Origin of the sequence: Microbacterium sp. ZOR0019, from assembly GCF_000800925.1 — a bacterium.
Taxonomy (GTDB): domain Bacteria; phylum Actinomycetota; class Actinomycetes; order Actinomycetales; family Microbacteriaceae; genus Microbacterium; species Microbacterium aurugineum.
In genome coordinates, this window is the sequence record NZ_JRKC01000033.1 from 1 (window position 1) to 18362 (window position 18362).

Genomic DNA, 18362 nt, shown 5'->3' on the forward strand with positions numbered 1-18362 from the left:
TCGAGTCGGGTCCGCACCCGCCCGGGGGCACCGCCTGAGGCGTGGTGCGGGGTCGCTCATTCCAGGCGCATGCGGGCGAAGGCGCCGAGCACCACGCGTTCCGACTGCACGAGGTAGCGCTCGAGCTCGGTGGCTCCGGCCTGCGGGCCGCGCGCGAGGAACGCGTCGAGCACGGCGCGGTTCTTGCGGACGAAGGGTTCGTGCAGCGAACGCGGGTCGTCGATCTTGAGGAAGACCAGGCGCAGCTCGGCCGCCAGATCGCGATACGTGCGGGCCAGTCGGGGGCTGTCGGCGAGGTCGACCAGTGCGACGTGGAAGGCCATGTTGGCGCTGCCGACCCGGCGCCAGGCCCGAGGGTCGTCCGCCGCCTCGGCCCGGGCCGCTTCCGCGGACTCGACCGCGTCCTTCATCCGCTGGACGGCCGGGTGCTCGGGTTCCGACTGCAGCAGCGCGGAGCATTCGATCACGCGACGGGCCCGGTAGATGTCGATGACGTCGGCGATCGACGGGGAGGCGACGGAGACGCCACGGTGCGGAATGTGCTCCAGCAGCCCCTGTTCAGCGAGAGCGCGGAAGGCTTCGCGGAGGGTGTTGCGTGAGACGTCGAACTGCTCGGCGAGAGCCGACTCGGACAGACGCGATCCCGGAGCGAAGTCGCCGTCGATGATGCGCTGACGGAGCACATCGGGAAGCATGCCCTGCTGGTTCATGCCTTCATCGTAGGTGGCGAAGGAATCGATCGTTCGAGGATCCTCCCCCGAAAACACACGCGGGCAACGTCTTCGTAGCACAGCCGAAACAATATTGTTGAACAATCAGTGTCTATCCGTTCTACACTGGGGGTCACCCGACACCCACCAACGACGATGGGAATCCCCCTCCATGTCCGAGCAGTCCACCGCCTCCCTCTCCCCGGAAGACGAAGTCCGCCTGGCCGCCGTCAAGAAGCGCGCCGGCCGCAGTGCCGTCCTCGGTGCGATCTTCCTCATGGCCACCAGCGCCATCGGCCCCGGCTTCATCACCCAGACGGCGACGTTCACAGCGACGATGGGGGCGGCGTTCGCCTTCGCCATCCTCGTCTCGATCCTCGTCGACATCGCCGTGCAGCTGAACGTGTGGCGCATGATCACCTCGTCGGGCAAGCGCGCCGGCGAACTCGCCAACAGCGCCATCCCCTTCTCCGGACACGTGATCGCCGTCCTCGTCGTGATCGGCGGACTCGCGTTCAACATCGGCAACATCGCCGGTGGCGGGCTCGGCATGAACGCGCTCCTCGGCATCGATCCGAAGCTCGGAGGCGCACTCACCGCAGCGCTGGCGATCATCATCTTCCTGATCAAGAAGGCGGGGCGGGTGATGGATGTCGTCCTGATCGTGCTCGGCCTCGGCATGATCGTGATGACCCTGATCGTGGCCTTCATCGCGCAGCCGCCGCTGGGCGAAGCGCTCTCCCAGACCTTCCTCCCGGACGAGCTGAACTTCGCCACCATCACCACGATCGTCGGTGGAACGGTCGGCGGCTACATCACCTACTCCGGCGCACACCGCTACCTCGACTCCGGGCACACCGGACCCGAGCGCGCCGGTCCGGTGATGCGCGCCGCCGCCAACGGCATCCTCGTCACGGGCATCATGCGCTACGTCCTGTTCCTCGCGATCCTCGGCGTCGTGGCCTCCGGTGTCACTCTCGACCTGTCGAGTCAGGCCGCGAACCCCGCGGGGCAGGCGTTCGGCGCGGTGCTCGGCGATGCCGGACTGCGCATCTTCGGCGCGATCTTCTGGGCCGCCGCGATCAGCTCGGTCATCGGCGCGGCGTACACGTCGGCCACGTTCCTCTCCACCTTCACGAAGAAGCTCAGGGGCGGCTGGCCCTTGCAGCTCGCGACCGTCGCGTTCATCGTGGTGTCGCTGGCCGTGTACCTGTCGATCGGCACGGCACCCGCGGCGATCCTCGTCTTCGTGGGCGGTTTCAACGGTCTGATCCTGCCGATCGGCCTCACGGTGTTCATGTACATCGGCTGGTTCCGTCGCGATCTGCTCGGCTCGAAGAAGTACCCGATGTGGCTGCTGATCGCCGGTACGCTCGTGACGCTGCTGACCTGGTACATGGGGATCGTCTCGGTCGGCCCCATCTTCGCCTTCCTCGGAATCGGAGCGTGATCGCATGACCTCGATCGACCTGAACTCGGACCTCGGCGAGAACGTCGCCGACCGGATCGTCAGCGACGACGCGAGCATGCTCCGCCTCGTCACGAGTGCGAACGTGTCGTGCGGCTTCCACGCCGGCAGTCCGGAGGGCATCCGGCAGACGCTCGCGGCCGCGGTCCAGGGCGGGGTCGTGATCGGCGCGCACCCCGGCTACCGCGACTACGAGAACTTCGGACGCACGACGGTCGACATCGACTCGGCCACGCTCCAGGCGCACGTCGAGTATCAGCTCGGCGCGCTGATGGGGGTCGCCTCCGCGGTCGGCGGACGGGTCGCCTACGTCAAGCCGCACGGTGCGCTGTACAACACGATCGCGCGGGACGAGCGTCAGTCGAAGGACGTCGTGGCCGCGATCCGTGCGATCGACCCGAGCCTGGTGCTGCTCGGCCTGTCCGGAGGCGTCGTGCTCGACGTCGCCGAGCGGGCAGGGCTCGCCGTTGCGGCGGAGGCGTTCGCCGACCGCGCCTATCAGCCGGACGGTCAGCTGGTGTCGCGCACCGAGGAGGGGGCTGTGCTGCACGACCCGGCCGCGGTCGCCGAGCGCATGGTGCGTCTGGCCGCCGACGGTGTGATCCGGGCGATCGACGGCACCGATGTGCCCGTGGCCGCGCAGTCGATCTGCGTGCACGGCGACAGCCCCGGCTCGGTGGCGATGGCCGCCGAGACGAAGCGGATGCTGCAGGACGCCGGCATCACGATCGCCCCGTTCACGGGCGCCTGACATGACCGTCCTCGCCACCGCCGATCAGCTCGCCGATGCGCGTGCGGCGCGTGCCGCCATCCGGGCGGGGCACGCCGAGCCGACCAGCGGCGTCGCGGTGGGGCTGACCCAGGCGAACCTCATCGCGGTGCCGGCCGACTGGGCCTTCGAGACCTTGCTCTTCGCGCAGCGGAACCCGAAGCCGTGCCCGGTGCTCGAGGTCATCGAACAGGGGCAGGTGGAGTCCCGGCTCGCGCCCGGCAGCGACATCCGCACGGATATCGGCCGCTATCGCGTCTGGCGCGACGGAGAGCTGGCGGAGGAGGTCTCCGACGCGACCGGGGCCTGGGCGGAGCATCCGGACCTCGTGTCGTTCCTGATCGGATGCAGCTTCACGTTCGAATCCGGTCTCGTGCAGGCGGGGATCCCGATCCGCCACCAGGAGCTCGGCCGCAACGTGCCGATGTACCGGACAGCGGTGCCGTGCACGCCGGCGGGACGGCTGAACGGCGAGATGGTCGTGTCGATGCGGCCGATCGTTGCGGATCGGGTGGCGGATGCCGTGCAGATCTCCGGCCGTACTCCGGCGGTGCACGGCGCTCCGGTGCACATCGGGGACCCGGTGTCGCTCGGGATCGACGATCTGGCACGCCCCGACTTCGGTGACGCCCCGGAGATCCGTGCCGGCGAGGTGCCGGTGTTCTGGGCATGCGGGGTCACCCCGCAGGCCGCGATCATGGCCTCGAAGCCGCCGTTCGCGATCACGCACGCGCCGGGGTACATGTTCCTCACCGACGTTCCGGATGCGGAGTACCTCGTCTGATGCGCATCCTCACGGCATCCGATCATGCGCTGCTCGTCGAGGCGGCCGACCTCGACGAGGCGATGCGTCTGAACCTCGCGTGGGAGGGGGTGCCCGGGATCGTCGAGCGCATCCCCGGTGCCCGCACCGTGCTCGTGCGCTTCGATCCGCTGCGGGTCTCCGCCGCCGAGCTGGCGACCGCGCTCGCGGGCGTGGAGATCGACACCGCACAGCTCGCGGACGCGGGGGAGGTCGTCGTGCCGGTGCGGTACGACGGTGAAGACCTCGACGAGGCGGCCACTCTGCTCGGTGTCTCGACGGAGGAACTGGTGAACCGGCACCTCGCTGCCGATTGGCGGGTCGCGTTCTCGGGCTTCGCCCCCGGATTCGGCTACGTCGTCAGCAGCGATCCCCTGTTCGACGTGCCGCGCCGCTCCTCGCCGCGCACGCGCGTGCCCGCCGGGTCCGTCGCACTCGCGGGCGCGTTCACCGGGGTGTATCCGCGCGAGAGCCCCGGAGGATGGCAGCTGATCGGCCGCACGGACGCCGTGATGTGGGACATCGACCGTGACCCTCCCGCACTCCTGGCCCCCGGCACCTCCGTGCGGTTCGAGCACGTGCGCGAAGTGGCTCGGCTGGGCGTGGGTCGCTCGGACGAATCGGGCCGAAACGGAGACGACGCGGTGCGCCCGGGGCGTGTCGTGGAGCAACACGCCGAGACGGATGCGGATGCTCTGGGTTTCCGCACAGAGGCGGCGGTCGAAGTGGTCCGCCCGTCGCTGCAGCTGCTGGTGCAGGATGCCGGGCGTCCGGGTTTCGCGGCACTCGGGGTCTCGGCATCCGGGGCAGCCGACCGCCGGGCCCTGCACGATGCGAACCGCGCGGTGGGCAATGCGACCGAGGCCGCGGTGCTGGAGAGCGTCGGTGGTGCGGTGCTGCGATTCCGGGGAGCCGGCGTCGCCGCGGTCACCGGAGCGATCGGTGCGCTCAGCCTGACCGACGTGGAGGGCTCTGTCCGTTCCGTGGCCCACGGTGTGCCCTTCGCCACGGTCGACGGCGACGAGCTGACCCTCGGCCATCCCGCGCGCGGACTGCGCTATGTCATCGCCGTCCGCGGTGGACTGGAGGCGGCTGCTGCACTGGGCAGCCGCGCCGCTGACACCCTGGCCGGACTCGGACCCGAGGTGCTGACCGCGGGCGCGGTCGTCCCGGTGGGCGGCGTCGCCTCGCACCCGGTCGAACCCGACGCCCTGCCCCGTGAGCTGCCGGCCGTGGGCGACCTCGTCGAGCTCGAGATCACACTCGGTCCCCGCGACGACTGGTTCACGGCCGGAGCGCTCGCGACCCTCACCGCTCAGGAGTGGACGGTGACGCCGCGCTCCGATCGGGTCGGCATCCGGCTCCACGGCGAGGTGCCCCTGGAACGCGCACGCGGCGGAGAGCTGCCGAGCGAGGGCGCCGTCACCGGTGCGATCCAGGTGCCGCCCGACGGGCAGCCGGTGCTGTTCCTCCCCGACCACCCCCTCACCGGGGGATACCCGATCATCGGTGCACTCACGGACCGCAGCCTCGACCTCGCCGGTCAGCTGCCACCGGGCGTGCGCCTTCGCTTCATCGTCAAGGAGACCGCATGACCGCCGCGCCGACCACGCAGAGGGTCCTGATCGCCAATCGCGGAGAGATCGCCGTGCGCGTCATCCGTGCCTGTGCCGAAGCCGGCTACGCATCGATCGCGGTGTACGCCGACCAGGACGTCGACGCCCTGCACGTGCGCCTCGCCGACGAGGCCGTGGGTCTCGTCGGCACCACGGCCGCCGACACCTACCTCTCCATCGACGCGCTGCTCGCCGCCGCACGGCAGTCGGGGGCGACCGCCGTGCATCCCGGATACGGATTCCTGTCGGAGAGCGCCGCGTTCGCGCGAGCGGTGGAAGAGGCCGGGCTGGTCTGGATCGGTCCGACGCCCGCGAGCATCGACGCGCTCGGAGACAAGATGACCGCGCGGCGCATCGCTCAGCAGGTCGGTGCCCCTCTGGCGGCCGGAACCGATGAGCCGTTGGCCGGCGCGGAGGAGGCGGTGGCTTTCGCGGAGGAACACGGTCTCCCGATCGCGATCAAGGCGGCCTTCGGCGGCGGCGGGCGCGGACTCAAGGTCGTGCGCGAGTTGTCCGCGGTGGCGGAGGCGTTCGATGCGGCCACCCGCGAGGCCATCGTGGCGTTCGGTCGAGGCGAGTGCTTCGTGGAGCGGTTCCTGGAGAGCCCGCGTCACATCGAGGTCCAGGTGCTGGGCGACGGACGCGGCGGTGTCGTCATCGTCGGCGATCGTGACTGCTCGATGCAGCGTCGCAACCAGAAGCTCATCGAGGAGGCCCCCGCGCCCGGACTGTCCATCGCACAGCGGACCCGGTTCCACGACGCCGCACGCTCGATCTGCGCCGAGGTCTCCTACCGCGGGGCCGGCACGGTGGAGTTCCTGCTCGCCGCCGACGGCACCATCTCCTTCCTCGAGGTGAACACCCGGCTCCAGGTGGAGCATCCGGTCACCGAAGCGGTCGCGGGGGTCGATCTGGTGCGCGAGCAGTTCCGGATCGCGTTCGGGGAAGGTCCGTCGTTCGCCGAGACGCCCGACCCCGTCGGCCATGCGTTCGAGTTCCGGATCAACGCCGAGGACCCCGGTCGCGGATTCCTGCCCAGCCCCGGTCGCGTCGAGCGGTTGCGGATCCCCGGTGGTCCGGGCGTGCGGTGGGACAGCGGCATCGATGAGGGCGACGTCGTCCAGCCGGCCTTCGACTCGATGATCGCCAAGCTCATCGTGCATGCTGAGTCCCGCGACGCGGCCATGGTGCGGGCGCGCCGGGCACTGCGTGAGCTCGTGGTGGAGGGTCCGGCGACGGTCATCCCGTTCGACCTGCTCGCCCTCGACGATGCGGCGTTCGCCACCGAGACCTTCGCGGTGCACACGCAGTGGATCGAGAGCGCGCTGCTGCCGAAGCTGGAGACGCAGTCCCGCCCGTCCGCGCTGCCGGACGCCGTGCTGCAGCGCTTCCCGGTCGAGATCGACGGACGGCGGGTGATGCTCGGGCTCCCGGCGGCTCTGCTGGCAGGACTCGGGCCGTCGACGGGCGCTGCCGTGCCCACGCCCGCGGCCGATACGACCGAGCTGTGCTCGCCCGTGCCGGGCACGCTCGTGCGCTGGCTCGTCGAGGAGGGTGGGGAGGTCGCACCGGGCGATCCGGTCGCCGGCATCGACGCCATGAAGATGGAGACGACGGTCGACGCCCATCGCGCCGGCACGCTTTCACAGCGCGTTGCGCTCTCCGCGACGGTCTCGGCCGACGGCGTGCTCGCGGTCATCGACTGAGTCGCGTTCACAACTCAGGAGAACTGTGCAGATTCGACCCGTAACTCCTCGTCATGGAGCGGATCCGGCGCTTTCTCCTGAGTTGTGAACCGCGACGGCGGACGACCCCGCGGACGAACCGGCGGGAGAGCCGGCGGGGGAGCCGGTTACTCGGGGTCGCCGCCGAGCGGGCCGACGGCTGCGAGCGGACGGGGGTCGTCGGCACCGGTCTTGCGCAGGCGGGCGATCAGGTTGCCCAGGTGGTAGATCAGGATCGCCGCGACCGTGGCGATGACGATTCCGCCGAGTTCGAAGCCGGAGGCCTCGTCCTTGATCATGAACCCGCCGACGGCCATGATCAGGGCGACGGCGGCCGTGTACTGGTTGACGGGCCGGGAGAAGTCGACGCGGTTGTCGACCCAGATCTTGATGCCGATCACACCGATGAGGCCGTACAGTGCGGTGGTCACGCCACCGAGCACTCCGGCGGGCACGGAGTTGATGACCTCACCGAACTTGGGCGAGAGGCTGAGCAGGATCGCGGCGGCTCCGGCCACCCAGTACGCGGCGGTGGAGTAGACGCGGGTGGAGGCCATCACGCCGATGTTCTCCCCGTAGGTCGTGGTTCCGGATCCGCCGAAGAAGCCGGCCAGGGTAGTCGAGACACCATCGGCGATCAGGGCCTTGCCGGTCTGCTGGTTCACGCTCGCATCACCGGTCATGGTCGCGACGCCGCGCACGTGGCCGACGTTCTCCGCGATCAGCACCAGGACGACGGGGAGGAACATCGCCAGCGCCGTCAGCGTGCCGGGCTCGGTGAAGTTCGGGAAGGTGAAGGTGGGCAGCCCGATCCAGTCCGCCTTCTCGACGGCTGTGAAGTCCAGTTCCCCGCGGAAACCCGCGAAGATGTAGCCCGCGATCACGCCGAGGAAGATCGAGATGCGTCCGAGGAAACCGCGGAAGACGACGGCGAAGAGGATCGTGATCGCGAGGGTGAAGGTCGCGGTCACGGGTGCTGCGGCGTAGTTGTTGTGCGCTGCGCCGGCGAGGTTGAATCCGATGAGGGCGACGATGGTCCCCGCGAGGACCGGCGGAAGGAAGCGATCGACCCACTTCACGCCGACCGTGTGCACCACGACGCCGATGATCGCCAGGAGCACGCCGACCGCCACGATGCCGGCCAGGGCGGTGCCCATGTTCGCCGAGGCGGTCGCGGCCGTGACCGGTGCGATGAAGGCGAAGGAAGAGCCGAGGTAGCTGGGCAGCTTGTTGCGGGTGATCAGCAGGAACAGGATCGTGCCGACACCGCTGAACAGCAGGGTGGTGGCGACCGGGAAGCCGGTGATGATCGGCACCAGGAACGTGGCCCCGAACATCGCGACGACATGCTGGAGTCCGATCGCGATCGTCGCCGGCCAGTTCAGGCGCTCATCGGGACGGACGACGGCGTCGGGTTCGACCGTGCGGCCGTTTCCGTGCAGCTTCCACAGGGCCATGCGGGCTCCTCAGAGGTTCGGGGGATGGCAGGAGTGCTGGAGCAACACTATCGATTCCTGAGGGTTCCCTGAGTGCGGGAGCCCTCTCCGCCGGTCGCCGTGCAGGTTCAGATGCAGGTGTGCACGACGGATGCAGGAGCGGCTCGCGGCCGATCGTCGTGCATCCGTCGGATCGTCATGCACCCGAACCGCACACGCGGGCGTCGGAGCAGCACACGCGGACGTGCGAGCAGCGCACAGCGGGAGGGGTCAGGCTCCGAGACGCTCGATCAGCTCGCGGTAGCGGTCGGCGGTGCGTGCGACCACATCGTCCGGAAGCAGCGGCGGCTCGCCCTGTTGGTCCCAGTTCGCGGCCAGCCAGTCGCGCACGATCTGCTTGTCGAAGCTCGCCATCCGTGCGCTCGGGGTGCTGCCGGTACGCCAGGCCTCGGCGTCCCAGTAGCGAGAGGAATCGCTCGTGAGCACCTCGTCGGCCAGGCGCAGGGTGCCGTCGGCATCCGTCCCGAACTCGAACTTGGTGTCGGCGAGGATCAGGCCCTTCTCCTCGGCGATGGCGGCCGCAGCCGTGTAGATCGCGAGGGAGGTGTCGCGCAGTTCGGCCGCACGGTCGGCGCCGACCAGCTCGACGGTGCGCTCGAACGTGATGTTCTCGTCGTGCTCGCCCATCGGCGCCTTGTAGGCGGGGGTGAACAGGGGCTCCGGCAGCCGGTCGCCGTTGTGCAGGCCCGCGGGCAGCGGGATGCCGCACACGGTGCCGCTCTCCTGGTACTCGACCCAGCCCGACCCCGTGATGTAGCCGCGCACGACGCACTCGATCGGCAGCATCTCGAGCGACTGTGCGAGCATGGCGCGATCGGCGACGGCCTCGGGCAGCTCACCCGCGGCGATGTGGTTGGGGAAGTCGGAGAGCTGGGCGAACCACCAGCGGCTCAGACGGGTCAGGAGGGCGCCCTTGTCGGTGATGCCGGGAGAGAGCACGAAGTCGAAGGCGCTCACGCGGTCGGAGGCGACCACGAGGATGCGGGTGTCCGCCGGGTCTTCCGAGGCGTACAGGTCGCGGACCTTGCCCGAGTAGATGTGCCGCCAGCCGGGGATGCTCTGTGCCGTGCCTTCTGAAGGAATGCTCACCCGCTCATTATCCCGGTTCCCTCGGGCGGGTCCCACCGAGACCCCCGTTCGGCGCCGAGACCCCGCCGTACCGCCGTAACTGCGACGGGGTCTCGGCGACAGGACGGGGTGTCGGCGGGAGGACGGGGTCTGTGCGGGCGGTCGAAATGGGCGTATAGTCCACATGGACTATTTGAGGGGACCCATGAAGAAGGATGCCGTCGATCGCCTCACCCCGATGGGGGTGATGGTGCTCGCGCTGTTGCGCGAGGGCGACATGCACCCCTACGAGATGGTGCGCCTCATGCGGGCCCGCCACGACGACCGGCTCCTCACGATCACGAACGGGACGCTGTACCACACGGTCTCCCGGCTGCATCGTGCAGGGTTGATCGATGAACTCGGCATCGACCGCGAAGGCAACCGTCCGGAGCGCACGACCTACTCCCTGACGGATGCCGGACGCGAAGCGGTCGTCACGTGGGTGCAGCGCGAGCTGCCCCGCATCGACCGCCCCGCCGAGTTCCGGATCGCGCTCGCCGAGGCGCACAACCTCGAGCGTCCGGAGGTCATCGAGCTTCTGGGCGCGCATCGGGTCGCCCTGGTCGACGACCACATCCGACATCGCGACGGCCTGGCGAAGGCCAGGAAGCACGCGGTTCCCGAACAGGTCCTCGTCGAGATCGAGCGCCACGAAGCGCTGCTGGCGGCGGAGCTCCGCTGGCTCGACTCCCTCCTCGAACGCCTCGAGGCCGACGCCCTGCCGTGGGGTCCCACGGCATTCCAGAACTCAGACCGCTACCGCGCTCAGCGAAAGGCTGCACAGCAATGACTGATACTCCTCGTGCCGGAGACCGCCCACCGGTGTCCGCGCCCTCGTCCTCCGGTCCGTCGACCGGCACCTACTCCCTCGGGCACAAGCCCACGAGTCCCTGGCCCGCGCTCTGGGCGCTCGTCATCGGCTTCTTCATGATCCTGGTCGACACCACGATCGTGTCGGTCGCGAACCCGGCCATCAAGGCGGCGCTCGACCCGAACACGAACAACCTCGACAACGTGGTGTGGGTCACGAGCGCCTACCTGCTCGCCTACGCCGTGCCGCTGCTGATCACCGGACGCCTCGGCGACCGCTTCGGCCCGAAGAACATCTACCTGATCGGTCTCGCGATCTTCACGCTCGCCTCGCTCTGGTGCGGACTCTCTACCACACTCGAGGGGCTCATCGTCGCCCGCGCGGTGCAGGGGCTCGGTGCGGCGTTCATGACCCCGCAGACGATGGCCGTGATCACCCGCACGTTCCCGCCGGAGCGCCGCGGCGCCGCGATGGGACTGTGGGGCGCGACCGCCGGTGTCGCCACCCTGGTCGGCCCGCTCGTCGGAGGCCTGCTGGTCGACGGCTTCGGTTGGGAGTGGATCTTCTTCGTGAACATCCCGGTCGGCATCGTCGCGTTCGTGCTCGCCTGGCGCCTGGTCCCGAAGCTCGCGACGCACCCGCACCGCTTCGACATCGTGGGCGTGGTGCTGAGCGCCGTGGCCCTCTTCCTCCTCGTGTTCGGACTCCAGGAGGGCGAGAAGTACGACTGGGGCGTCATCTGGGGCCCCATCTCGGTGTGGAGCCTGATCATCGCCGGGCTGGTGGTCCTCGGTCTCTTCATCCTGCAGCAGGCCAAGACCCGGAGTGAGCCGCTGGTCCCGCTCGAGCTGTTCCGCGACCGCAACTTCTCGGGGGCGAACGTCGCGATCGCGGCGGTCGGCTTCACGGTGACGAGCATGTCGCTGCCGATGATGTTCTTCCTGCAGACGGCGCGCGGGCTCACGCCCACCGAAGCGGCGCTGCTCCTGATCCCGATGGCCGTGCTCTCGGGTGTGCTCGCTCCGGCCGCGGGCAAGCTGCTCGACCGGGTCGATCCGCGCATCATCCTCATCCCGGGGTTGCTCTGCGTGGCCGGCGCGCTGGTCTGGTACTCGGCCCTGATCAACATGGACACCCCGATCTGGATGTTCCTGCTGCCGTCCGCCCTGATGGGCATCGGCAATGCGGGCATGTGGGGCCCGCTCGCCACCACGGCGACGCGCAAGCTCCCTCCGCGCCAGGCCGGTGCGGGTGCGGGCATCTACAACACGACCAGGACGATCGGGTCGGTCATCGGCTCGGCATCCATCGCGGCGTTCATGCAGTCGCGCCTGGAGGCGAACCTCCCGGGTCTCGCCGATGCGCCCTCCGGCATCTCGACGGGCGGGACGCTTCCGCCGCAGGTGGCCGACGGGTTCGCCGCCGGTATGGCGCAGTCGATCCTGCTGCCGGCGTGCGTCATGGGGATCGCCCTCATCGCCTCGCTGTTCCTCGGCCGCTACGACAAGACCACGGCTCCCTGAGTTCGGCCCCGGCTTTCGAATCGCGTGAATGGTCGCATCCGTGGCTCGGATCGGGCCGTTTGCGCGATTCGGAGGCCCGGAGTGAGTTGCACCGGCGACCACCGTCTGGTGTGCTGAGGCGATGACGATCGCGCTCTCCCGACCGACCACCGACCTGTTCGAGTCCTGGGCCTCCGCGGTGGCCGAGTTCGAGGGCGGACACGTCGACGGTGCCGGTATCGAGAAGGGGATGGTGCCCGACCGTGCCGCGTGCGAGGCCTTCGTCGAGAGGGCGGCGCTGTTCGCGACCCCCGGTGCCGCGCTGCCGGAGGGGCGGGTGCCCTGCGACCACTTCTGGATCACCGAAGGTGACGAGGTGGTCGGGTTCATCGCGTTCCGTCGGGAGCTCAACGAGTGGCTTCGTCGCTTCGGCGGCCACATCGGATACTCGGTGATCCCCTCCCGGCGCCGGGAGGGGATCGTACGCGAGGCGCTCCGCCTGATGTTGCGCCTGGCGAAGGCCGAGGGCTATGAGCGGGTCATGCTCACCTGCGATGACGACAACGTGGGATCGATCCGGACGATCGAGGGTGCAGGTGGCGAGCTCGAAGACGTGATCGACGCCCCCGAGCCCGGGCAGCCCCGCGTACGGCGGTACTGGATCGACATCTCGGGGACCAGCCTCACCGCGAGCTAGCCTCACCGCGAGCGTCTGCGGTCCGGAGGCGGAGCAGGACTACTCCGCGACGCGGGCGGCGATGTCCGTGCGGTGGTGCGAGCCCTCGAGGGAGATGCGGGAGATCGCCTCGTACGCGCGGTCACGCGCCGTGCGGAAGTCGGAGGCGACGGCCACGACGTTCAGCACGCGGCCGCCCGTCGCGATGAGCGATCCTCCCGGTGCATCGGGGCTCGCGGTCGCCGCGTGCACGAGTCGCACACCCTCGACCGATGCAGCGTCCGCGAGGCCCTCGATCGGGCGACCGGTCTGCGGCGCCTCGGGGTAGCCCTCGCTGGCGAGCACGACGGTGATCGCGACGTCGTCGCTGAACTCGGGCTCGGGCTGATCTTCCAGCGTGCCGGAGGCGGCGGCGAACAGCAGGTCCGACAACGGGGTCACCAGTCGGGGCAGCACGATCTGCGTCTCGGGGTCGCCGAAGCGGGCGTTGAACTCGATCACGCGCACACCGGCCGGGGTGAGGATCAGCCCCGCATAGAGCAGCCCGATGAACGGGGTGCCCTCGGCGTCGAGCTGCCGCACCACGGGGAGAGCCACGTCACGGGTGACCTCTTCGACGAAAGCCCGCTCGCTGCCGAACTGCTCGGCGAGCCACGGCAGCGGCGAATACGCGCCCATGCCACCGGTGTTGGGTCCGGCGTCACCGTCGAGTGCGCGCTTGAAGTCCTGAGCGGGGCTGAGCGCGCGCACCGTGTCGCCGTCGCTGAGGAAGAACAGCGAGACCTCGGGGCCGGAGAGGAACTCCTCGATGAGGACGGGCCCGGCGGGAAGGTACTGCTCGGCGTGCGCGAGGGCGTCGGCACGCTCGGACGTCACGATGACACCCTTGCCCGCGGCGAGGCCATCGGCCTTGACCACGTACGGTGCGCCGAGCTCGTCGAATGCGGACTCGACCTCGGCCGTGGTCGATGCACGGACTGCACGACCGGTCGGCACGCCCGCCGCGTCCATGACCCGCTTGGCGAAGGACTTCGAGCCCTCCAGCTGAGCGGCGGCCTTGCCCGGGCCGAACACCGGGATGCCACGTACCCGCAGCGCATCCGCGACACCGGCGACCAGCGGGGCCTCGGGGCCGACGACGACCAGGTCGATGGCGTGCTCATGCGCGAAGGCCGTCACCGCGGCACCGTCGAGGGGATCGACCGTGACGGGGGTCGCATCCTGCGCGATGCCGGCATTGCCCGGAGCGACGAAGATCTCGTGCTCCGTCTGCTCTGCCCGCAGGGCGAGGATGATCGCGTGCTCACGGGCACCGGAACCGAGGACGAGAATCTTCACCCGTCCAGACTACCGAGGCTCACGGTCCGGGTCTCAGGTGGTCGGGTTTCCAGTGTTCGGGGTTCGGTGTTCGGGTGGTCGGTGTTCACAACTCAGGAGGAATCTCTCCGTCCGGCGAGCATCCGCGGCGTGTCCGCCGTTTTCGCCGCACCCTTCCTGAGTTGTGACCGAGGACGACCGGACTCCGAGGTCGACCGGACTCCGAGGGCGACCGGGCTCCGGGGTCGACCGGGCTCAGAGGTCGACGGTCCGTTCCACGGAGGCATCCCAGGGCACGGTCCAGCCGGCGGCGTCGAACAGGGCGTCGAGCACCATCGCGGTGAAGCCCCACACGATCGTGCCGTCGACGTCGAAGGCGGGGCCGCGGAAGGTGTGGCCCATCCGTGTGAGGGTCGAGGTGAACCGGGTGGCCGGGTCGAGGAGCTGGGCGACAGGGACGCGGAACACCTCGACGGTCTCGGCGTGGTCGACGGCCACGACCCGCGACGGCGACTGCCACCACGCCAGCACCGGGGTGACCAGATGGTTGCTGGCGGCGAGCGGAATCACGGGAAGCGTGGCCAGGATCTCCACTCCGTCCGGATCGAGCCCGGTTTCCTCCTCGGCTTCGCGCAGTGCTGTGGCGACGGCATCGGCGTCATCCGGCTCCACGCGGCCGCCCGGGAACGACACCTGACCGGGGTGGGAGGAGAGCGTGGGCGCTCGGCGCTGCAGCAGTACGTCGAGGTCGCGGGCGACGGCGGGGCCGGCCGTGGGTGCAGGGATGCGATCGAGCACGCCGAACAGGATGAGGACGGCCGCGTCGTGAGCGCTCTGCGGGTCAGCGAGCTGCGGGATGCGCACGCCCCAGGAGTGGTCGGCGACGGCCGCGAGCAGCTCGGCGCGGGCGCCCCGGGGATGCATGCTCATGCGTTCGAGCTTAGGACTCGTCGCGCATCGTCGGACGTAGTCTGGAGAGATGGCCAGGAAGATCGACATCACGGACGGACGCGTCGCGCTCGATGCCGTCCGTGCCGCCGATGCCTCGGGGGCGAAGCCGCAGCGCTCCGACCTCGCCACCGCCGTGCGCTACCTGCTGCAGCTGCTGGACGAGAAGACGCCGGGCAACAGCGTCGAGGTGCGGGTGCCCCCGTTCGGTGCGGTGCAGGTCATCCAAGGACCCCGTCACACCCGGGGCACGCCGCCCAACGTCGTCGAGATGGATGCCGCGACCTGGATCGCCGTGTCGACCGGGACCGAGCGATGGGCGGAGGCCGCAGCCGGCGGGCGCATCCATGCCTCCGGGACCCGCGCCGATCTGAGCGACGTCCTCCCGTTGCGGCCCTAGCGCGGAGGCCCACACGCAGAACCGCCCCGGGGTTCACGCGGATCGGGGCGGTTCGCAGGTCGCAGTGGTCGCGGTTCAGGCGAGCTGTGACCGGAACGCCTTCGCGGCGACCATGAGCTCCTCGACCCTCGTGCGGTCGGCGCGGTTCTCGAACTTGCCGTCCTGCTTGAAGTACGTGCCGACGACAGCGCCATCGGCGACGGCGAGCTGATCGGCGACGTTGGAGGCCCGGACGCCGGTGTTGACGAAGACGGGGACATCTCCGGCGTTCTCCTTCACGATGGCCAGCGACTGCGTGTCTGTGGGCGCGCCCGCGGTGAGCCCGGAGACACAGAGAGCGTCGGGCTTGGTCGCGAACACCGTGGTGCGGGCGATCGAGCCCAGGTCGCGTTCGGCGAGGTAGGTGGCCGACTCCGGCACGATGTTGAAGAGCAGTTTCACGTTCCCCGCGCCGATGCGGTGGCGGTGGCGGGCGACTTCACCGACGTTCGTGTTCCACAGACCGAAGTCGCTGGCGTAGACGCCCGTGAAGATCTCGCGGACGAAGGCGGCGTCGGTTGCGGTGGCGAGGTCGATGGAGGCCCGGCCGTCCCACAGCACGTTCACGCCGAAAGGGACGGAGAGATCGCGCTGGAGCTCGCCGAGGACGCGGGCCATCGTGATCGCGGTGATCGGCTCCGTCTTCGTCAGGTACGGAAGGCTGAACTCGTTCGAGATCATCACGGCGTCGACGCCGCCGCTCTGCAGGGCGTCGAGCTCGCCACGGGCGCGGTCCACGATCGCGGCGACACCGCCGACGGTGTCGTAGCCGGGGTCGCCGGGGAGCGGAGCCAGGTGCAGCATCGCCACGATCGGCTTCTGTGTGCCGAACACCTCGGGGAGCCAGTTGGGCATGTCTTTCCTCGTTTCTTCGGAATGGATCTCAGTTGCTGTGAAAGATTCACGACGAGCAAAGCACAAGTTATTCATTCACACAAGCTTGTCGCCTAGGGTGGGATCTGCCACACGAGGAGGTAGGGATGGAAGCCCACGAGCGCCGCGCGCTGATCGAGCAGCGTGTTCTCTCTGACGGGGAGGCCGAGTTCAAGGCTCTCGCCCTGGAGTTCGACGTCTCCGAGATGACCATCCGTCGCGACCTGGAGCTCCTCGAAGAGCGCGGCAGCGTGCGTCGGGTGACCGGCGGTGTGATCGCCGCGCACGGAACGGCGGTGGAGCCCGGGTTCAATTCGCGAGCGTTGATGGGCGCGCGCGAGAAGATCAACATCGCTGCCGCTGCCGTCGCTCATCTCAACCATGGTGAGACCGTCGTGCTCGACAGCGGCAGCACCGCGCTTGCCGTGGCTCGGGCGATCGTCGGCAAGGGGCTCGGGCTCACGATTGTCACGCCGAGCATCCTCGTCGCGCTCGAGCTCCACGACGAGCCCAACACCACGATCCTCGTCACCGGTGGGCGGGTGCGGCCGGGCGAGCTCAGCCTGGTCGGTGCCGAGTCGATCGAGGCATTCAAGCGCTACAACTGCGACGTGTACGTCATGGGGGTCTCCGGGGTAGACGGCAAGCGCGGTCTCTCCGACTACTCCAATGAGGAGGGGGCGGTGAAGCGCGCGGCGATCGAAGCCTGCGATCGCGTCATCGTCGTCGCCGACGCGTCGAAGCTCGGCCGCGTGCATCTGACGAATGTCGCCGGCCCGGGTGAGGTCGATCTTCTGGTGACGGATGGTGCGGTGGATCACCCCGCGCTCGTCGGGTTGCGCGCGGCTGGCGTGCAGATCGAAGCCGTTCCCGCGCTCTAGCGAACCGCGCTCCGCGTCCGGCCCTCTTGCGCAACGGTTGAGCAACAGGTGTGAGATTTCGCATTGACAAGCGAAGGGATCACGTTTTACTGTTCCACAGCGATGAGATTTCTTCCCATTCCTCCCTGGGGGTGGTGGAAACTAACACTGGCTCAACACGAAGGAGTGGAACATGCGTAAGACGAAGTTGCTTGCAGGGATCGGATTCGGCGCGGTGGCCATGCTTGCCCTGGCCGGCTGCGGTCAGGTCGGCGGAACCACCGGTGGTGGCGAGGCCGGTGGAGGGGCCGAAGACGGCGCGATGGTCACCGTGGTCAAGATCTCGGGTGTCGGCTGGTTCGACCGCATGGAGGTCGGCGTCAAGGAGTTCGCCGAGGAGACAGGGATCGACGCGCGCCAGGAGGGTGCCGACGACGCGAGCCCCGAGAAGCAGATCCAGATCATCCAGGACCTGATCGCGCAGTCACCGGCCGCGATCACCGTCGTCCCCAACTCGCCCGAGGCGCTCGAGTCCGTGCTCAAGCAGGCACGGGACCAGGGGATCGTCGTCGTCGCCCACGAAGCAGCCGGTATCGAGAACGCCGACATCGATATCGAGGCGTTCGACAACCGGGCCTACGGGGCGAAGATCATGGACAACCTCGCCGAGTGCATGGGCGACTCCGGGCAGTACGTCTCCTTCGTCGGCGGGCTCACGGCCAAGACCCACATGGACTGGGTCGGCGGCGCGTACGACCAGCAGCAGGCCGAGTACCCCGAGCTGACCCGTGTCGAAGAGCCTGTGGAGAGCAAGGAAGACGAGAGCGTCGCCTACCAGCGCGCAAAGGAGCTGCTCGCGAAGTACCCCGACATCAAGGGCTTCCAGGGCTCGGCCGGTACCGACGTCGCCGGCATCGCTCGCGCGGTGCAGGAAGCGGGCCTGGAGGACCAAGTCTGTGTGATGGGCACGAGCATCCCGTCGGTGGCGAAGAAGTACATCGTCGACGGCTCGATCGACAAGATCTTCTTCTGGGATCCCGCCATGGCGGGCAAGGCCCAGCTCAAGATCGCGCAGCTGCTCGTCGACGGCGAGGAGATCGCAGACGGCACCGACCTCGGTATCGAGGGGTACAACTCCCTGAAGAAGCTCGACGGCTTCGGCAACGTGTACGTGGGCGACGCCGCGGTCATCGTCGACAAGGACAACGTCGACGACTACGACTTCTGATCCCGACGTCCAT

General features: G+C 69.1%; 17 protein-coding genes. 11 read left to right on the forward strand and 6 right to left on the reverse strand.

The annotated features are described in order from the left end of the window. Nucleotides 1-56: 56 nt before the first annotated feature. The gene (locus tag L978_RS08130) at nucleotides 57-710 is read right to left on the reverse strand and encodes a GntR family transcriptional regulator (RefSeq protein ID WP_047522236.1); all 654 of its coding nucleotides are present in this window, start codon (nucleotides 708-710) and stop codon (nucleotides 57-59) included. Between the two features lie 172 nt (nucleotides 711-882). On the opposite strand from L978_RS08130, the gene L978_RS08135 reads away from it, so the two are divergent. From L978_RS08135 to L978_RS08155, 5 genes are read left to right on the forward strand one after another with little or no spacing between them, the layout of a single operon-like run. Next, nucleotides 883-2160 carry an NRAMP family divalent metal transporter gene (locus tag L978_RS08135; protein WP_047522189.1) on the forward strand — a complete coding sequence of 426 codons (1278 nt, stop codon included), beginning with the start codon at nucleotides 883-885 and terminating at the stop codon, nucleotides 2158-2160. 4 nt (nucleotides 2161-2164) lie between these two features. Beyond that, entirely contained in the window at nucleotides 2165-2929 is a 765-nt protein-coding gene (locus L978_RS08140; protein WP_047522191.1) for a LamB/YcsF family protein, read from the forward strand. A gap of 1 nt (nucleotide 2930) precedes the next feature. Continuing rightward, the gene (locus L978_RS08145) at nucleotides 2931-3731 is read left to right on the forward strand and encodes a putative hydro-lyase (RefSeq protein WP_047522192.1); all 801 of its coding nucleotides are present in this window, start codon (nucleotides 2931-2933) and stop codon (nucleotides 3729-3731) included. Continuing rightward, complete coding sequence (locus tag L978_RS08150; protein WP_047522194.1) at nucleotides 3731-5344, forward strand: urea amidolyase family protein; 1614 nt, start codon at nucleotides 3731-3733, stop codon at nucleotides 5342-5344. The genes L978_RS08145 and L978_RS08150 overlap by 1 nt, the downstream gene beginning before the upstream one ends. After that, complete coding sequence (locus tag L978_RS08155; protein ID WP_047522196.1) at nucleotides 5341-7071, forward strand: acetyl/propionyl/methylcrotonyl-CoA carboxylase subunit alpha; 1731 nt, start codon at nucleotides 5341-5343, stop codon at nucleotides 7069-7071. Before L978_RS08150 ends, L978_RS08155 begins: the two co-directional genes overlap by 4 nt. 146 nt (nucleotides 7072-7217) lie before the next feature. On the opposite strand, the gene L978_RS08160 is transcribed toward L978_RS08155, so the two are convergent. Together L978_RS08160 and L978_RS08165 are read right to left on the reverse strand one after the other, a co-directional pair. Further along, entirely contained in the window at nucleotides 7218-8546 is a 1329-nt protein-coding gene (locus tag L978_RS08160; protein WP_047522199.1) for a uracil-xanthine permease family protein, read from the reverse strand. Between the two features lie 249 nt (nucleotides 8547-8795). After that, nucleotides 8796-9674 (reverse strand): phosphoribosylaminoimidazolesuccinocarboxamide synthase, encoded by an 879-nt coding sequence (locus tag L978_RS08165; RefSeq protein ID WP_047522201.1) that lies wholly within the window; start codon nucleotides 9672-9674, stop codon nucleotides 8796-8798. A 184-nt stretch (nucleotides 9675-9858) separates the two neighbouring features. On the opposite strand from L978_RS08165, the gene L978_RS08170 reads away from it, so the two are divergent. The 3 genes from L978_RS08170 to L978_RS08180 all read left to right on the forward strand — a co-directional run bounded on the left by L978_RS08170 (nucleotide 9859) and on the right by L978_RS08180 (nucleotide 12705). Further along, the gene (locus tag L978_RS08170) at nucleotides 9859-10485 is read left to right on the forward strand and encodes a PadR family transcriptional regulator (protein ID WP_047522203.1); all 627 of its coding nucleotides are present in this window, start codon (nucleotides 9859-9861) and stop codon (nucleotides 10483-10485) included. Then, nucleotides 10482-12029 (forward strand): MFS transporter, encoded by a 1548-nt coding sequence (locus L978_RS08175; RefSeq protein ID WP_269429713.1) that lies wholly within the window; start codon nucleotides 10482-10484, stop codon nucleotides 12027-12029. Before L978_RS08170 ends, L978_RS08175 begins: the two co-directional genes overlap by 4 nt. 121 nt (nucleotides 12030-12150) lie before the next feature. Beyond that, the gene (locus tag L978_RS08180; RefSeq protein ID WP_047522207.1) at nucleotides 12151-12705 is read left to right on the forward strand and encodes a GNAT family N-acetyltransferase; all 555 of its coding nucleotides are present in this window, start codon (nucleotides 12151-12153) and stop codon (nucleotides 12703-12705) included. A gap of 39 nt (nucleotides 12706-12744) precedes the next feature. On the opposite strand, the gene purD is transcribed toward L978_RS08180, so the two are convergent. Then, nucleotides 12745-14022, reverse strand: coding sequence for a phosphoribosylamine--glycine ligase (gene purD, locus L978_RS08185; RefSeq protein WP_047522209.1), 1278 nt, complete (start codon nucleotides 14020-14022; stop codon nucleotides 12745-12747). Between the two features lie 234 nt (nucleotides 14023-14256). Next, nucleotides 14257-14931, reverse strand: coding sequence for an NUDIX hydrolase (locus L978_RS08190; protein WP_047522211.1), 675 nt, complete (start codon nucleotides 14929-14931; stop codon nucleotides 14257-14259). 49 nt (nucleotides 14932-14980) lie between these two features. On the opposite strand from L978_RS08190, the gene L978_RS08195 reads away from it, so the two are divergent. After that, entirely contained in the window at nucleotides 14981-15349 is a 369-nt protein-coding gene (locus L978_RS08195) for a sterol carrier family protein (protein ID WP_047522212.1), read from the forward strand. A 75-nt stretch (nucleotides 15350-15424) separates the two neighbouring features. On the opposite strand, the gene L978_RS08200 is transcribed toward L978_RS08195, so the two are convergent. Further along, the gene (locus L978_RS08200; RefSeq protein WP_047522214.1) at nucleotides 15425-16243 is read right to left on the reverse strand and encodes a BtpA/SgcQ family protein; all 819 of its coding nucleotides are present in this window, start codon (nucleotides 16241-16243) and stop codon (nucleotides 15425-15427) included. A gap of 125 nt (nucleotides 16244-16368) precedes the next feature. Between L978_RS08200 and L978_RS08205 the strand changes: the two genes are divergently transcribed. Next, nucleotides 16369-17142, forward strand: a complete 774-nt coding sequence (locus L978_RS08205) for a DeoR/GlpR family DNA-binding transcription regulator (RefSeq protein ID WP_047522216.1) — start codon at nucleotides 16369-16371, stop codon at nucleotides 17140-17142. Between the two features lie 172 nt (nucleotides 17143-17314). Beyond that, nucleotides 17315-18349 carry an autoinducer 2 ABC transporter substrate-binding protein gene (locus L978_RS08210; protein ID WP_047522217.1) on the forward strand — a complete coding sequence of 345 codons (1035 nt, stop codon included), beginning with the start codon at nucleotides 17315-17317 and terminating at the stop codon, nucleotides 18347-18349. The last annotated feature ends 13 nt before the right edge of the window (nucleotides 18350-18362 follow it).

What these genes read in the sequence shown, in the direction of transcription:
- L978_RS08205 (WP_047522216.1), top strand. Translation starts at nt 16,369, where the DNA reads ATGGAAGCCCACGAGCGCCGCGCGCTGATCGAGCAGCGTGTTCTCTCT.
- L978_RS08180 (WP_047522207.1), top strand. Translation starts at nt 12,151, where the DNA reads ATGACGATCGCGCTCTCCCGACCGACCACCGACCTGTTCGAGTCCTGG.
- L978_RS08150 (WP_047522194.1), top strand. Translation starts at nt 3,731, where the DNA reads ATGCGCATCCTCACGGCATCCGATCATGCGCTGCTCGTCGAGGCGGCC.
- L978_RS08210 (WP_047522217.1), top strand. Translation starts at nt 17,315, where the DNA reads ATGCGTAAGACGAAGTTGCTTGCAGGGATCGGATTCGGCGCGGTGGCC.
- L978_RS08130 (WP_047522236.1), bottom strand. Translation starts at nt 710, where the DNA reads ATGAACCAGCAGGGCATGCTTCCCGATGTGCTCCGTCAGCGCATCATC.
- L978_RS08190 (WP_047522211.1), bottom strand. Translation starts at nt 14,931, where the DNA reads ATGAGCATGCATCCCCGGGGCGCCCGCGCCGAGCTGCTCGCGGCCGTC.
- L978_RS08140 (WP_047522191.1), top strand. Translation starts at nt 2,165, where the DNA reads ATGACCTCGATCGACCTGAACTCGGACCTCGGCGAGAACGTCGCCGAC.
- L978_RS08170 (WP_047522203.1), top strand. Translation starts at nt 9,859, where the DNA reads ATGAAGAAGGATGCCGTCGATCGCCTCACCCCGATGGGGGTGATGGTG.
- L978_RS08160 (WP_047522199.1), bottom strand. Translation starts at nt 8,546, where the DNA reads ATGGCCCTGTGGAAGCTGCACGGAAACGGCCGCACGGTCGAACCCGAC.
- L978_RS08145 (WP_047522192.1), top strand. Translation starts at nt 2,931, where the DNA reads ATGACCGTCCTCGCCACCGCCGATCAGCTCGCCGATGCGCGTGCGGCG.
- L978_RS08155 (WP_047522196.1), top strand. Translation starts at nt 5,341, where the DNA reads ATGACCGCCGCGCCGACCACGCAGAGGGTCCTGATCGCCAATCGCGGA.
- L978_RS08175 (WP_269429713.1), top strand. Translation starts at nt 10,482, where the DNA reads ATGACTGATACTCCTCGTGCCGGAGACCGCCCACCGGTGTCCGCGCCC.
- L978_RS08200 (WP_047522214.1), bottom strand. Translation starts at nt 16,243, where the DNA reads ATGCCCAACTGGCTCCCCGAGGTGTTCGGCACACAGAAGCCGATCGTG.
- L978_RS08195 (WP_047522212.1), top strand. Translation starts at nt 14,981, where the DNA reads ATGGCCAGGAAGATCGACATCACGGACGGACGCGTCGCGCTCGATGCC.
- L978_RS08135 (WP_047522189.1), top strand. Translation starts at nt 883, where the DNA reads ATGTCCGAGCAGTCCACCGCCTCCCTCTCCCCGGAAGACGAAGTCCGC.